At 71.5% G+C, this 14,097-nt stretch carries 15 protein-coding genes; 10 read left to right on the top strand and 5 right to left on the bottom strand.

All coding sequences use genetic code 11. The features are described 5' to 3' along the window. Positions 1-52 precede the first annotated feature (52 nt). On the top strand, positions 53-430 hold the full coding sequence (locus LZG04_RS38075; RefSeq protein WP_233826537.1) for a hypothetical protein: 378 nt from the start codon (positions 53-55) through the stop codon (positions 428-430). Here the strand turns inward: LZG04_RS38075 and paaI are convergent. After that, positions 393-806: a hydroxyphenylacetyl-CoA thioesterase PaaI gene (paaI, locus tag LZG04_RS38070; RefSeq protein WP_233826535.1), complete on the bottom strand. Its 414-nt coding sequence runs from the start codon at positions 804-806 to the stop codon at positions 393-395. The genes LZG04_RS38075 and paaI overlap by 38 nt on opposite strands. 22 nt (positions 807-828) lie before the next feature. Between paaI and LZG04_RS38065 the strand changes: the two genes are divergently transcribed. Then, the gene (locus LZG04_RS38065; RefSeq protein ID WP_233826533.1) at positions 829-1,365 is read left to right on the top strand and encodes a cadmium resistance transporter; all 537 of its coding nucleotides are present in this window, start codon (positions 829-831) and stop codon (positions 1,363-1,365) included. 157 nt (positions 1,366-1,522) lie between these two features. Then, positions 1,523-1,837, top strand: coding sequence for a hypothetical protein (locus LZG04_RS38060; RefSeq protein ID WP_233826531.1), 315 nt, complete (start codon positions 1,523-1,525; stop codon positions 1,835-1,837). 6 nt (positions 1,838-1,843) lie between these two features. On the opposite strand, the gene LZG04_RS38055 is transcribed toward LZG04_RS38060, so the two are convergent. Next, a complete protein-coding gene (locus tag LZG04_RS38055) occupies positions 1,844-3,187 on the bottom strand; it encodes a cellulose binding domain-containing protein (protein ID WP_233826529.1) in 1,344 nt (447 codons plus the stop codon). A gap of 206 nt (positions 3,188-3,393) precedes the next feature. Here LZG04_RS38055 and LZG04_RS38050 point away from each other — a divergent pair, with 206 nt between their 5' ends. Continuing rightward, on the top strand, positions 3,394-4,404 hold the full coding sequence (locus LZG04_RS38050) for a methionine synthase (RefSeq protein WP_233826527.1): 1,011 nt from the start codon (positions 3,394-3,396) through the stop codon (positions 4,402-4,404). A 149-nt stretch (positions 4,405-4,553) separates the two neighbouring features. Here the strand turns inward: LZG04_RS38050 and LZG04_RS38045 are convergent, their stop codons facing one another. Next, positions 4,554-5,057 (bottom strand): GNAT family N-acetyltransferase, encoded by a 504-nt coding sequence (locus tag LZG04_RS38045; RefSeq protein WP_233826525.1) that lies wholly within the window; start codon positions 5,055-5,057, stop codon positions 4,554-4,556. A gap of 11 nt (positions 5,058-5,068) precedes the next feature. After that, on the bottom strand, positions 5,069-5,974 hold the full coding sequence (locus tag LZG04_RS38040) for a LysR family transcriptional regulator (RefSeq protein ID WP_233826523.1): 906 nt from the start codon (positions 5,972-5,974) through the stop codon (positions 5,069-5,071). A gap of 72 nt (positions 5,975-6,046) precedes the next feature. Between LZG04_RS38040 and LZG04_RS38035 the strand changes: the two genes are divergently transcribed. The 3 genes from LZG04_RS38035 to LZG04_RS38025 are packed head-to-tail and all read left to right on the top strand — an operon-like array spanning position 6,047 to position 9,334. Continuing rightward, positions 6,047-6,676 (top strand): succinate dehydrogenase cytochrome b subunit, encoded by a 630-nt coding sequence (locus LZG04_RS38035; protein WP_308199658.1) that lies wholly within the window; start codon positions 6,047-6,049, stop codon positions 6,674-6,676. A gap of 1 nt (position 6,677) precedes the next feature. After that, positions 6,678-8,591, top strand: coding sequence for a fumarate reductase/succinate dehydrogenase flavoprotein subunit (locus tag LZG04_RS38030; RefSeq protein ID WP_233826520.1), 1,914 nt, complete (start codon positions 6,678-6,680; stop codon positions 8,589-8,591). Next, positions 8,588-9,334: a succinate dehydrogenase/fumarate reductase iron-sulfur subunit gene (locus LZG04_RS38025; RefSeq protein WP_233826518.1), complete on the top strand. Its 747-nt coding sequence runs from the start codon at positions 8,588-8,590 to the stop codon at positions 9,332-9,334. Before LZG04_RS38030 ends, LZG04_RS38025 begins: the two co-directional genes overlap by 4 nt. On the opposite strand, the gene LZG04_RS38020 is transcribed toward LZG04_RS38025, so the two are convergent. Then, entirely contained in the window at positions 9,310-10,098 is a 789-nt protein-coding gene (locus tag LZG04_RS38020; protein WP_233826516.1) for a putative sulfate exporter family transporter, read from the bottom strand. The two genes, LZG04_RS38025 and LZG04_RS38020, sit on opposite strands and share 25 nt — an antisense overlap. Before the next feature lie 70 nt (positions 10,099-10,168). On the opposite strand from LZG04_RS38020, the gene LZG04_RS38015 reads away from it, so the two are divergent. The 3 genes from LZG04_RS38015 to ligA are packed head-to-tail and all read left to right on the top strand — an operon-like array spanning position 10,169 to position 13,906. Beyond that, the gene (locus tag LZG04_RS38015; RefSeq protein WP_233826514.1) at positions 10,169-11,062 is read left to right on the top strand and encodes a LysR substrate-binding domain-containing protein; all 894 of its coding nucleotides are present in this window, start codon (positions 10,169-10,171) and stop codon (positions 11,060-11,062) included. Then, entirely contained in the window at positions 11,059-11,709 is a 651-nt protein-coding gene (locus tag LZG04_RS38010; RefSeq protein ID WP_233826512.1) for a hypothetical protein, read from the top strand. The genes LZG04_RS38015 and LZG04_RS38010 overlap by 4 nt, the downstream gene beginning before the upstream one ends. A 31-nt stretch (positions 11,710-11,740) precedes the next feature. Further along, a complete protein-coding gene (ligA, locus tag LZG04_RS38005) occupies positions 11,741-13,906 on the top strand; it encodes an NAD-dependent DNA ligase LigA (protein WP_233826510.1) in 2,166 nt (721 codons plus the stop codon). Positions 13,907-14,097 lie beyond the last annotated feature (191 nt).

Genomic DNA, 14,097 nt, shown 5'->3' with positions numbered 1-14,097 from the left:
TGGCAGTGTTCGGCGTTCCGCCGGCAGTGCCGCCGACCCTAGCTTTCGAGCCATGACGACAACTCAGGTTCGCCACGACGGTCTGCTCCGCTTCGCCCTCAAGCTCGACGGCGTCGCCTCGGGCGGGCTCGGCCTGCTCGCCCTCCTCTTCGACCTGCCCACGGGATTGCCGCGCGGTCTCGTGATCGGGCTCGGCGCATTCCTCGTCGCCTACGGCGTGGGTGTTTTCGTGCTCGGGACGCGACCGATCCGGCCGTTGGTCGCGGTGGTGATCATCGGCAATTCGGTGTGGGTGCTGGACAGCTTCCTGACCGCTTTCGCCGGGTGGTTCCCGGTGACCGGGCTCGGCGTTTTCCTGATCGTCGCCCAAGCGGTCGCCGTGGCCGGGTTCATCACCCTGCAGGTGCTGGGTCTGCGCCGTTCGGCTTGAGGGTGCGGCTGCGGCCGCGGAACTCGGCCACCACCTGCTCGCCCCGGCGCACCGTGATGTCGTAGATCCCGCTGCGCCCGAACCGCGCCCGTTCCACGGCCTCGGCCACCAGCTCGTCCCCCTCGTGCACGGGGGCGATGAAGTCGATCTCCGCCTGCGCCGCCACGGTCACCGAGCCGTGGCGGTTGCACGCGCAGGCGAAGGCGGTGTCGGCGAGCAGGAACACGTACCCGCCGTGCCCGATGCCGTGCCCGTTGACCATCCGGTCGGTGATCGTCATGGCGAGCTTCGCCGTGCCGTCGCCGAGTTCGAGCGCCCGGATGCCGAGCGCGGCCGACGCGGCGTCGTTGGCGAGCATCTCCGCGGGTCCGTCCATCCCCGCACCTTAAGGTTCGCGGGTGCTGGACATCATCCGTGCGGTAGGTCTGTTCGCGGTGACGAACGTGGACGACATCGTGCTGCTGGCGTTGTTCTTCTCGCGGGGCGTGCCGCCGTGGCGCGTCGTGCTGGGCCAGTACCTGGGCTTCGCCGCGATCCTGGCGGTGGCCATCGCCGCCGCCCTGGGCGCGACCCTGCTGCCGCCGACCGTGCTCCCGTGGCTGGGCCTCCTGCCGCTGGCGCTGGGTGTGAAGGCGGCCTGGCAGGCGTGGCGCGGGGGCGACGACGCGTCACCGGTGGCCACGGGCGCGCTCGGCGTGGCCACCGTGACGTTCGCCAACGGTGGCGACAACATCGGCGTCTACGTCCCCGTCTTCGCCACCACCGCCATCACCACTTACGCCATCGTCTTCCTGCTCTTGGTGGCCGTATGGTGCGGAGCGGGCCGCTACTTCGCAACCCGTCCCGCCATCGCCCGCGCCCTGAGCCGTTGGGGCCACGTGGCGCTGCCGGTCGTGCTGATCACCATCGGCGTACTGATCCTGCTGGGAGGCTAGGTGTTCAAGTCGAAGCGCGAGGCCGAGGAACTGCGGGCCAGGGTGGCGGACCTGGAAAGCCAGGTCCGCCACCCTGGCCGCCCAACTGTCCGCCACCCGCCCGCTGCTGGACGACGCCACGAGGATCGAATCCCTGGCCCGCCAAGCCGAAGCCGCCGTGCGCTCCCTCGAAGCCCGCGCCACCCCGTCGGGCGTGGGCGGCCCGCGGACCACCCCGAAGCTCGACACCCTCTACCGCGCCGACGTGCTGGGTTACGTGTCGGTCTACTTCGTCGGCGGCTACACGGCCACCGTGCGGCTGACCGTCGGCCCGGACAACCCACCGACGCACGTGGTCGGTATCGCGCACGGCGGGGGTGAGTCGAACTCGTACGCGGGCGCAATCGTCCGGCCAGGCGAGTACTGGCTCGCCGCCACCAGCGGCCACCGCGCGGACCACGGCTTCAGCCTCCACTTCACACCGCTGTACTGACCTTTGTCAGGCGGTGAAGCCCTTGAAGATGTTGGTGAACTCGTACTGGGACTGGCTGATGCTGCTGCACGTCGGCGAGATGCCGCCGCCCGGGCAGCCGCCGTTGTCGCGGCCCACCGACCAGAAGCCCAGCAGGCCGATGCGGTTGGTGTTGGCCCACGTCACGAGCTTGCGGGCGTGGGCTTGGGTGAAGACCTTGCCGTTGAAGTTGCGGCCGATCATCGGGGTCACGCCGAGCAGGCGCTTCAGCTCGGCGTCGGACTTGGCCGGCCAGATCTGCTTCATCTGGCGCAGGCTGCTCTCCGCCGCCGCGATGACGGCGTCACCCCAGTCCGCGCGGGACGAGCCGAACTCCATCGTCATCGGGTTCACCAGGACGGTCAGGCCCTTGGCGGCGGCGTTCTGCAGGATCTGCACCGAGTACGGGTCCATGCCGTAGTCGTCGCCCTGCACGCGCATGGTGTAGCTGATGGACGTGCCGCGCTCGGTCTGCAGGCGCTTCAACGCCGTGTTCACCATGTCGTGCGGGATGGACGCCTCGACGTCGACGTCCAGGTGGTTGCTGCCGACCGCGTCCAGCACCTTCTTGTACGCGGCCAGCAGCGCGTCGGCGGTGGAGCACGAGTACTCCAGGTACGGCCCGGCCGCGCCGCCGGTCGCCACGATCACGTCACCGCCCAGCGCCTTGAGCGCCCGCACGTCGTTGACGATCCGGCTGTCGTTCAAGGGGATCGTGCCGCCCCACGACGGGTTGCAGCCGCTGCTGTCGGCGAGCGCGAAGGCGAGCGTGAACACCTTCTGGCCGGTGGCGCGGGCGACCGACTCCAGCGACGGCGTCGGCATGGTGATGTCGACGTACGGCGCGGACTTCAGGCTGCCCGGCAGGGGCGGCTGGTCCGAAGTGGTCGTCGTCGTAGTCGTCGTGGTGGTGGTTGTGGTGGTGGTCGTGCCGCCGGTGCACGGTTGGCCGTTGAGCTTGCAGTTGGCGGGCACGCCGGTGCCGTTCACCAGGAACCCGAACGACGTGGACGCGCCCGCCGCCAGGCTGCCGTTGTACTCGCGGTTGGTGAACGTGTGGTGCGAGCCGCTGCTGGTCAGCGTCGCGTCCCAGTACGAGCCGGGCGCGCTGCCCGCGGGCAGGTCGAACTCGATCTTCCAACCGGACACCGCGCTCGACCCGGCGGTGACGGTGAACTTGCCCTGGTAGCCCGAGCTCCACGTGGAGTCCTGGCTGAACACGGCCGTGGGGGTTGGTGCGGCGCCTGCGGGGGCGGCCAGCAGCAGACCGGCGGTCAGGGCCGCCGTGACGCCGGCCGCCAACGCGGCCAGGGTTGTGCGCTTCGAAGACATCGGTACCTACTCCCGTGCAGGAGGGAACGGGGTGGGAGTGGTGCGGGAGCGTGGGGCGCGGCACGCCCCCACACCACGTCGTGGCGGTGCCCTCGACCACTGTCGGCACCGACAAGGTGACGGTAGGTGGACTGGACCACATCGTCAATGGGTCTAGACCTTTTCGGTCTCGAACGGGCCGGCGGCGGTGGTGGGACACTGTGCGCGTGGATGCCCTCCCTTGGTCCGCCGGCGCCGCAACCGGCATCGGCTCGCTACCCGGAACCGACCCGCTGGAGGCCGCCAGGATCGTTCTCGGCGAACTCCCCGACCTGCCCCACCTGCCGGAACTGCCCGCGCGGGGCGTCGGCGCGGACATGATCGGCCGCACCGCCGCGCTCCTGGTCGACCTGCCGGTCGAGGTGGTCCCGTCCGGCTGGCGGACCACCGCGCACCCCGGTAGGGACCACCGGCGCGCGGTGGACCTGGTGCGCCGCGACCTGGACGCGTTCGAGGAGGCCGCCGAGCCCGCGCCGCCGTCGGTGGTCAAGGTGCAGGCCGCCGGGCCGTGGACGCTCACCGCGAGCGTGGAGCTGCTGCGCGGCCACCGCGTGCTGACCGACCGGGGAGCGTTGCGCGAGTTCACCCAGTCGTTGGTCGAGGGGCTCAACCGGCACGTCGCCGAGGTCGCCAAGCGGACCGGCGCGAAGGTCGTCGTGCAGCTGGACGAACCCGCGCTGCCCGCCGTGCTCAAGGGCCTGCTGCCGACGCCGTCCAAGCTGGGCACGGTCCCCGCGGTGCCCGAGCCGGAGGCGCGCGCCGTGTTGCAGGGCGTGATCGACGGGCTCGACGCGGACGTGATCGTGCACTGCTGCGCGCCGAAGCCGCCCGTGACGCTGATCCGACAGGCGGGCGCGCGGGCCGTGTCGTTCGACGTCACGCTGCTGGACGACTCGATGTGGGACGAGATCGGCGAGGCGTGGGAGGAGAAGACCCAGCTGTTCCTGGGCCTGACCCCGAGCACCGACCCGGCCGTGCCACCGAGCCTGAAGTCCCTGGCCCGGCCCGCGCTGGAGCTGGTGGACCGCCTCGGCTTCCCGCGCTCGATCCTGGGCACGCACGCCGTGCCGACGCCGACGTGCGGCATGGCCGGCGCCGGCGACCAGTGGATGCGCCGGGCCCTGGCCCTGACCCGCGACCTGGCCAAGTCCTTCCTCGAACCCCCGGAAACCTGGTAACCGCGAGAGTCCTGCGTTCGCGCCGCGAGAGTCCTACGTTCAAGACCCCCGAGTTCAACGCTCGACCGACCGCTCGGTCTGCCGAGTGTTGAATTCAGGGGGCGCGAACGTAGGACTCTCGCGTGCTGGATGTAGGACTCTCGCGGGGGTTAGAGGGTGGTGAAGGGGGTGGCGTAGGTGAAAGGGCCCGTCAGGCCGGGGGTGTAGGTGGTCAGGGTGCGGACCTGGAAGTACGGGGTCCAGTCGGGGTCCGGCGGGGTGATGCCGCAGGTCGACGCGAGCACGAAGCCGAAGCGCGAGTAGTAGGCCGGGTCGCCCAGGAGGATCACCAACGGCTCGCCGAGGGCGTCGGCCGCACCCAGCACGGTGTGCATCAGGGCCTTGCCCACGCCCGAACGCTGGTGCGACGGCAGCACGCTGAGCGGACCCAGGCCCAAAGCCGGGGCGTCACCCACCCGACCACGCGTGCACACGACGTGCCCGACCACCGCGCCGTCCACCTCGGCCACCAGCGACAGCGCCGGGATCCAGCCCGGGTCGGCACGCAGCTCGCCCACCAGCCGCGCCTCACCGCCCGGTCTGGCGGCGAACGCGGCCTCCGTCACGTCGTGAATGGCCTGGACATCGGCGGCGGTCTCGCGTCGGATCAGCACGGCACAGCACCCTACGGCTCCACCAGGTGAACCCCCGAAGGCATTTCCGCCCCGCGCAGGAACGCCAGCAGCACGCTCTGGAACGCACGCCCGGCCGACGTCGGCGCCACGTCCGTCCGGTGCGCCAAGGCCACGGTCCGGGTCGTCGCGGGCGTCAACGGCGTCCCGTGCAACGACCGCGTGGCCAGCACGGTGCTCGGCACGATCGCCACCCCCAACCCCACCTCCACGAACCGCAGCACGGCGTCCATCTCCCCGCCCTCCACCGCGAACCGCGGCTCGAACCCCGCCTGGCGGCACGCCGCCAACGTCGTCTCCCGCAGGTCGTACCCCGGCCGGAACATCACCAGCGGGTGCTCGCGCAGGTCCGTCAACGGCATCCGGGTCACGCCCAGCGGCGACGCCGACGCCACCACCAGCTCCTCCCGCAGCACCGGCACCACGGTCAGCGCCCGGTCCGCGTCGGCCGGCGACACGATCACCAGGGCCAGGTCCAGCTGACCCGCCTCCAACGCCGCCACGAGGTCGCGCGACCCGCCCTCGGTCACGGTCACCTGGATGCCGGGGTAGGCGTCGTGGTAGCGCTTGATCACGTCGGCGAACAGGCTGCCGCACAGGCTGGGCGTCGCACCCACGCGCACCCGGCCCCGCCGCAGCCCCACCAGCTCGGCCACCTCCAGCCGGGCCGTGTCCACATCGGACAGGATCCGCGCGGCCACGGGCAGCAGCGCCTCGCCCGCCGGCGTCAACGTGACGTTGCCCCGCGCCCGGCTGAACAGCTCCGCCCCCAGCTCCTTCTCCAACGCGTGGATCTGCTTGGACAGTGAGGGCTGCGCCACACGCACCTCCGCCGCCGCCCGCGTGAAGTGCCGCGTCCGGGCCACTGCCAGGAAGTATGCGAGCTGCTGCAGCGTCATAGCCCCAGGCTATCTTCAGGCAGCTCACGATGTATTGGACGACTCGTCACACCCGTTCCTAGCGTCACCGACGTGGACACGATCGGGCTCTACCGCACCACCGTCGGCAAGAAAGTCGTCATGGCGGTCACCGGCGCCGGGCTGCTGCTGTACGTCGTCGTGCACATGCTCGGCAACCTGACCGTCTTCTCCGGCGCGGAGGCGATCAACGGCTACGGCCGCTGGCTGCGCGAGATCGGCGTGGTCTGGCCGACGCGGGTGGCGCTGCTCGTGTGCGTCACGCTGCACTTCGTCGCCGCCTACCAACTCACCGCCAAAGCCCGCAAGGCCAGGGGCCGCTACCAGCACCGCCGACGCGTCCAGGGCAGCTACGCGGCCCGCACGATGCGCTGGGGTGGCGTGATCATCGCCCTGTTCGTGGTCTACCACCTGCTCGACCTCACCGTCGGCTGGCTCAACCCGAACGGCGTGCCCGGCGAGATTCACGCGAACGTGGTCGCCGACTTCCGGCACTGGTACGTGGTGCTGGCGTACTCGGTCGCCGTGCTGGCCCTGGGCTTCCACATCCGCCACGGCGTGTGGAGCGCCACCCAGACCCTCGGCGTCACCACCTCGCGCGTGATCGGCCTCGCCGTCGCGGTGGCGATCTGCGCCGGTTTCCTGTCCGTCCCCTTCGCCGTCTTCACCGGATTGGTGAGCTGATATGCCCTACACCGAAGGTGCCCCGATCTCCGACCAACGCGTGCCGGCCGGGCCGATCGAGACCCGCTGGGACCGCCGCCGCTTCTCCGCCCGGCTGGTCAACCCCGCGAACCGGCGCAACCGCAGCGTGATCGTGGTCGGCACGGGCCTCGCGGGCGGCTCGGCCGCGGCGACGCTGGGCGAGCTCGGCTACCGGGTCAAGTCGTTCTGCTACCAGGACAGCCCCCGCCGCGCGCACAGCATCGCCGCGCAGGGCGGCATCAACGCGGCCAAGAACTACCGCAACGACGGTGACAGCGTGCACCGCCTGTTCTACGACACCGTGAAGGGCGGCGACTTCCGCTCCCGCGAGTCGAACGTGCACCGGTTGGCGCAGATCAGCGTCGAGATCATCGACCAGTGCGTCGCGCAGGGCGTGCCGTTCGCCCGCGAGTACGGCGGCCTGCTGGACACGCGGTCGTTCGGCGGCGCGCAGGTCTCCCGCACGTTCTACGCCCGCGGCCAGACCGGGCAGCAGCTCCTGCTGGGCGCCTACCAGGCGCTGGAACGGCAGGTCGCCGCCGGACGCGTCGAGATGCACCCGCGCACCGAGATGCTGGACCTGGTCGTGGTGGACGGTCGGGCCCGCGGGATCGTCGTGCGCGACCTGGTCAGCGGCGCGGTGTCGACGCACTTCGCGGACGCCGTCGTGCTCGCGACCGGCGGTTACGGCAACGTGTTCCACCTCTCGACCAACGCCAAGGGCTGCAACGCCACCGCGATCTGGCGGGCGCACCGGCGGGGCGCGCTGTTCGCGAACCCGTGCTTCACCCAGATCCACCCGACGTGCATCCCGATCAGCGGCGACCACCAGTCGAAGCTCACCCTGATGAGCGAGTCCCTGCGCAACGACGGCCGGGTGTGGGTGCCGCGCGACCCGCACGACACCCGTGCGCCCAACGACATCCCCGAAGCCGACCGGGACTACTTCCTGGAGCGCATGTACCCGGCCTTCGGCAACCTCGTGCCGCGCGACATCGCCTCCCGCGCGGCGAAGAACATCTCCGACGAGAAGCGGGGCGTCCACCTCGACTTCGCCGACGCCATCGCCCGCCTCGGCACGCCCGCCGTCGAACAGCGCTACGGCAACCTGTTCGAGATGTACCAGCGCATCACCGGTGACGACCCGTACCGGACGCCGATGCGCATCTACCCGGCCGTGCACTACACGATGGGTGGCTTGTGGGTCGACTACGACCTGCGCTCCACGATCCCCGGCCTGTACGTGATCGGCGAGGCGAACTTCTCCGACCACGGCGCGAACCGGCTGGGCGCGTCGGCGCTGATGCAGGGCCTGGCGGACGGCTACTTCGTGCTGCCCGGCGTGATCGGGGACTACCTGGCCGACGCGCCGTTCGACCCGGTGGACGACCACCACCCGGCGGTCGCGGACACGGTGTCCGAGGTGCGCGGCCGGGTGAAGACCCTGCTGGCCGTGGACGGCGACCGCACGGTCGAGTCGTTCCACCGCGAGCTGGGCAGGCTGATGTGGGACGAGTGCGGCATGGAGCGCAACGAGGCGGGGCTGCGCAAGGCGTTGGAGCGCATCCCGGAGCTGCGCGAGGAGTTCTGGCAGCGGGTGAAGGTGCCCGGCACGGGTGAGCGGCTGAACCAGGAGCTGGAGAAGGCGGGCCGGGTCGCGGACTTCTTCGAGCTGGCGGAGCTGATGTGCGTCGACGCCCTGCACCGCGAGGAGTCGTGCGGCGGCCACTTCCGGTCGGAGAGCCAGACGCCGGACGGCGAGGCGTTGCGCGACGACGCGAACTTCTCCTACGTGGCCGCCTGGGAGTACACGGGCGTGGGCCAACCGCCCGTGCTGCACAAGGAAGAGCTGGTCTTCGAACACGTCACGCCGAGCACCAGGAGCTACTCGTGAAGCTGACCCTGCGGATCTGGCGGCAGAGCGGCGCCACCGGGCGACTGGTGGAGTACGTCGTGGACGACCTGTCGCCGGACATGTCGTTCCTGGAGGCCCTGGACGTGCTCAACGAGCGGTTGATCACAACCGGGCAGGAGCCGGTGGCGTTCGACCACGACTGCCGCGAGGGCATCTGCGGCATGTGCGGGATGATGATCAACGGGATGGCGCACGGGCCGGAGCGGGCCACCACGGCGTGCCAGTTGCACCTGCGGCACTTCCGCGACGGCGACGTGGTGACCGTGGAGCCGTGGCGGGCCGAGCCGTTCCCGGTCGTGCGCGACCTGGTGGTGGACCGGTCGGCGTTCGACCGGATCGTGGCGGCGGGCGGGTACATCAGCGTGCCCACGGGGTCCGCGCCGGACGCGCACGCGACGCCCGTGCCCAAGCCGGACGCGGACACGGCGTTCGAGGCGGCGGCGTGCATCGGCTGCGGCGCTTGCGTGGCGGCGTGCCCCAACGGGTCGGCGATGCTGTTCACCGCCGCGAAGGCCACGCACCTGGGCGTGCTGCCGCAGGGGCAGCCGGAGCGGTACTCGCGCGCGCGGGACATGGTGGCCGAGCACGACGCGGCCGGCTTCGGCGGCTGCACCAACACCGGCGAGTGCACGTCGGCGTGCCCCAAGGGCATCCCGCTGACCACCATCGCCCGGCTGAACGCCGACCTGCTGCGCGCTCACACCACCCGCAGCGACAGGTAGCCCGCCCCGCACACCAGGACCGTGGACAGCAGCCCCAGGAGGAGCGCCCTGGGGCTGGTCCGCAGCAGCGCCTTCGGGCGGACCGACGTGCCCAGGCCGAACAGCGCGGCGGCCAGCACCGCGGTCGTCGCGGTCTTGGCCACGTCCAGCACGGCGGTCGGCAGCAGCGGGCCGACCAGCATCGACGCCAGGAAGCCGAGCAGGAAAGCGGGCACGGGCGGCGCACCGCGCCCACCGACACCGGCCACGATCGGCGCGAGCAGCGCCACCCGGCCGAGCTTCACCGCCATCGCCGTCGCCAGGCCGCCCGCGGGTGCGGCGGCGGCCACCTGCGCCACCTCGTGCACGCTCAGCCCGATCCACTGCGGTGAGGCGTCCAGCAACGGCAACACGACCATCGCCAGCGTGCCGTAGAGCGTGACGAGGGCGACGCTCGTGGCCACGTGCTCGTCCTCCCGGTCCACCCGGCCCTCGACGGCCGCGATCGCCGACGCGCCGCAGATCGAGAAACCACTGGCCACCAGCACGCACAGGCCGCGGGGCAGCCGCAGCCAGCGGCCCAGGAGCAGGGTGCCGAAGAACGTGACCGACACCGTGACCACGATGGCGAGCAGAACGCCCGGTCCCAGGGTGAGAAGTTGCACAACGGACAGTTGCAGGCCGAGCAGCACCACTCCGGTGCGCAGCAACCCGCGCGTGACGCCGGCCAGGTCCGGCAGGCGTCCACCCACCAGCACACCCAGGACCAACGCGGCGATCAGCACCCGCCCAGCGTCCGTCCGCGCGACCGCTTCCGGTAGCCGTCGGTGAGGTCCGGGGTCATACCCTGGGGCTATGACCCCGGACCTCGAATCGCTGCGCCTGCTGGTGCTGGTCGGGGAGCTGGGCAGCCTCGGCCGGGCCGCCGGGGAGCTCGGCATCGCCCAGCCGTCGGCGAGCAAGCGCCTGTCCACACTGGAACGCGGGCTCGGCGTCGTGCTCGTGGACCGGGGACGGCGCGGATCCGCGCTCACCCCCGCGGGCGTGGTGGTGACCGAACGGGCACGGCGGGTGCTGGACGAGGTCGCGGGCCTGGTGGAAGCGGCACGGGCGCTGCGGTCGGCGCAGGAGGCCGAGCTGCGGGTCGCCGCCAGCATGACCGTGGCCGAGCACCTCGCCCCGCGCTGGATCGGCGAGCTGCGCCGCACCCGGCCCGACCTGCGCGTCGGACTGCGCGTGACCAACTCGGAGACGGTCGGCGCGCTCGTGCGCGACGGTGCGGTCGACCTCGGCTTCATCGAAGCCCCAGGACCGCCGCCACCAGGCATTTCGTCCCGCAAGGTGGCCGTGGACCGGCTCGCGCTGGTCGTCGCGCCGGCACACCCGTGGGCCCGCCGGCGTCGACCGCTCACCCCGCCCGAACTGGCCGCCACACCGCTCGTGATGCGCGAACGCGGCTCCGGCACCCGCGACACCCTGGACCGGGCGCTGCCCGACGCGTGCCCGCCCGCGCTGGAGCTCGGCTCCACCACGGCGGTGCGCGGCGCCGTGGTCGCCGGTGTCGCGCCCGCCGTGCTGAGCGTGCTCGCGGTGGCCGTCGACCTCGCCGAAGGACGGCTGGTCGAAGTGCCCGTCGACCTCGACCTGGACCGTGTGCTGCGTGCCGTGTGGCCGGGCGGACGCCGGTTGGTGGGACCCGCCGCGGAACTCCTCGCCGTCGCCGCCCGCCGTAGTTCAATGGAGCCATGAGCTGGTTCCGCCGACGCACCGAGCCCGAGCCCGAACCCGTCCACCTGCCCAACCCGGACGAGGCCGCGGTCGCGTTCTGGCAGGGGTGGTTCGAGCTGCTCCCCCACGTCAGCGCGGCGCTGGGCGACGGCGAGCCGTTCCGGGTGGAGGGCGAGATCGGGGCCCTGGTCGCCGCCGTGCACCCGGACCTGGAGTTCTCCCTCGAACGCGGCCACCGCGCGATCTACGCCCTCGTTGTCACCAGCCGTGAGGATCCGAAGCTGCGGCCTTACACGGACGCGTGGATCAAGGCCGCGCCGTCGGAGGACATGATCTGGGAGTACCACGACTCGGTGCCCGCCGTGCCCGACCCGACCGAGGTCACCGTCAACCTCGGCCCGCGCCGCATCCGGCTCGCCGACGTGCGCGTGGTCGCCCAGGTCTGCGACGGCCTGGTCGACGTCGCCGTCTACCACCCCGAGTTCGAGAACCTCGACGACACGGCCCGGCAGACCATGACGTTCCTGCCCCTGGACGTCACGCTCGGTGAGCGCCTGGCGGGTGAACGACTCGGCCGGGTGGAAACGGCGTCCGCCGAGCCGGAGGGCGGCATCGGCCTGCTGGAGCTGCGCGAGCTGGTGCGGTCGGTGGCCGGGGATCGGTCCTGAAATTGTCGGACCCCCTGGTTACCCTCATGCCGTGACCAGCGACGACCCGTTGAACCCCGCCCAGGTCCCCGCCGAGGGCGTCGAGGACGTGCCCGCCGACGTGCGCGCGGAGCACGCCGCGCTGGCCGAGGTCGTGCGCGGGCACCAGTTCCGCTACTACGTCCTCGACTCGCCGACGGTCAGTGACGGCGAGTTCGACGCGTTGCTCCGGGAGTTGGAGTCGCTGGAACAGGCGCACCCCGGCCTCGCCACGCCCGATTCGCCCACCCAGCTCGTCGGCGGCACGTTCTCGACCGAGTTCACCGCGGTCGACCACCTGGAGCGGATGCTCAGCCTCGACAACGTGTTCTCGCCCGACGAGCTGGAGGCGTGGTTCGAGCGGGTGCGCAAGGAGGTCGGGTCGGACGCGCACTTCCTGTGCGAGCTGAAGATCGACGGGCTGGCGGTCAACCTGCTCTACGAGCACGGGCGGCTGGTGCGGGCGCTGACCCGCGGCGACGGGCGGACCGGCGAGGACGTGACGCTGAACGTGCGCACGCTGCGGGACGTGCCGGAGACGTTGACCGGCACCGAGGAGCACCCCGTGCCCGCCCTGGTCGAGGTGCGCGGCGAGGTGTTCTTCGCGGTGGAGGACTTCCTGGAGCTCAACGCGCGGCTGGTGGAAGCGGGCAGACCGCCGTTCGCGAACCCGCGCAACACCGCCGCCGGGTCGTTGCGGCAGAAGGACCCGAAGGTCACCGCGTCGCGCCGGCTGCGGATGATCTGCCACGGGCTGGGCAAGCGCGAGGGGTTCGAGCTGAGCCGCCAGTCCGAGGCGTACGAGGCGCTGCGATCGTGGGGGCTGCCGGTGTCGTCGCACACCAGGGTGCTGAGCACGTTCGAGGAGGTGCGGGAGCACGTCGCGTACTGGGGCGAGCACCGGCACGACGCCGTGCACGAGATCGACGGCGTGGTCGTCAAGGTGGACGAGGTGTCGTCGCAGCGGCGGCTGGGCAGCACGTCCCGCGCGCCGCGGTGGGCGATCGCGTTCAAGTACCCGCCGGAGGAGGCCACGACCACGCTGCTGGACATCAAGGTGCAGGTCGGCCGCACCGGTCGCGTGACGCCGTTCGCGGTGATGGAGCCGGTGAAGGTGGCGGGCTCCACCGTCGCCCGCGCCACCCTGCACAACGCGAGCGAGGTCAAGCGCAAGGGCGTGCTCATCGGCGACCGCATCGTGATCCGCAAGGCCGGCGACGTGATCCCGGAGGTGCTGGGCCCGGTGATCGACGCCCGGCCGGACGGCGCCTACGCGTTCGAGATGCCGTTGACCTGCCCGGAGTGCGGCCACGCGTTGCGCCCGATGAAGGAGGGCGACGTCGACATCCGCTGCCCCAACGCGGCGGGGTGCCCGGGTCAGCTGCGCGAGCGCCTGGCCTACTTGGCGTCGCGGTCGGCGCTGGACATCGAGGTGCTGGGCTTCGAGGCGGCGGCGGCCCTGGTCGAGTCGCCGGTGTACGGCGACGAGGGCGACCTGTTCGACCTGGACGCGGCCAAGCTGGCCCAGGTGGACCTGTTCCGCACCAAGGACGGCGAGCTGACCGCGAACGCCGTGAAGCTGCTGGACAACCTGGAGACGGTCAAGCAACGTCCACTGTGGAGAGTCCTGGTCGCCCTGTCGATCCGCCACGTGGGCCCGACGGCCGCCCGTGCCCTGGCGCAGGAGTTCGGCTCGCTGGAGCGCATCGTCGCGGCCACGGAGGAGGAGCTGGCGTCCGCCGAGGGCGTCGGCCCGACCATCGCCACGGCCGTGCGCGAGTGGGTGGAGACGCCGTGGCGGCAGGAGATCGTGCGCAAGTGGCAGGCCGCGGGGGTTCGCACGGCGGAGGAACGCGACACCTCGATCCCGCGCAACCTGGAGGGGTTGTCGATCGTGGTGACGGGGTCGCTGGAGACGTTCTCGCGTGACGAGGCGAAGGAGGCGATCCTGTCGCGCGGCGGTAAGGCGGCCGGCTCCGTGTCGAAGAAGACGGCGTTCGTGGTCGTCGGCGAGTCCCCGGGCTCCAAGGCAGACAAGGCCGTCCAGCTGAAGGTCCCAGTCCTGGACGAGGCCGGCTTCCGCGTCCTGCTGTCCGCAGGCCCCGAAGCCGCCACCGAGGTCGCCACCATCGCCGAAGACCCCACCCCCACCGACATCACCCCAACCCCGCCCTCCTAACCCACCACCCCCCTGACCAGCACTTTCCCCAACTACAACCTCCACGACCGAGTGAACCCAACCGAGTGACCTAATCAAAACACCGTTTCCGCAACCGTCAAACGTCGGTTGAAACAACGAGGCCGGCAACCAACCCCTGCCCCACAACCCCTAACCCCATCCCTCACCCCACCCCGCGACCCGCCCCCACC

Source organism: Saccharothrix sp. S26 (genome assembly GCF_021390395.1).
Classification (GTDB): Bacteria; Actinomycetota; Actinomycetes; order Mycobacteriales; family Pseudonocardiaceae; genus Actinosynnema.
This window is presented reverse-complemented; position numbering and strand designations above follow the sequence as displayed.

Coding starts and splice junctions, on each gene's coding strand:
- LZG04_RS38075 (WP_233826537.1), top strand. CDS start 53: ATGACGACAACTCAGGTTCGCCACGACGGTCTGCTCCGCTTCGCCCTC.
- LZG04_RS38015 (WP_233826514.1), top strand. CDS start 10,169: ATGACCCCGGACCTCGAATCGCTGCGCCTGCTGGTGCTGGTCGGGGAG.
- LZG04_RS38010 (WP_233826512.1), top strand. CDS start 11,059: ATGAGCTGGTTCCGCCGACGCACCGAGCCCGAGCCCGAACCCGTCCAC.
- LZG04_RS38040 (WP_233826523.1), bottom strand. CDS start 5,974: ATGACGCTGCAGCAGCTCGCATACTTCCTGGCAGTGGCCCGGACGCGG.
- LZG04_RS38030 (WP_233826520.1), top strand. CDS start 6,678: ATGCCCTACACCGAAGGTGCCCCGATCTCCGACCAACGCGTGCCGGCC.
- LZG04_RS38055 (WP_233826529.1), bottom strand. CDS start 3,187: ATGTCTTCGAAGCGCACAACCCTGGCCGCGTTGGCGGCCGGCGTCACG.
- paaI (WP_233826535.1), bottom strand. CDS start 806: ATGGACGGACCCGCGGAGATGCTCGCCAACGACGCCGCGTCGGCCGCG.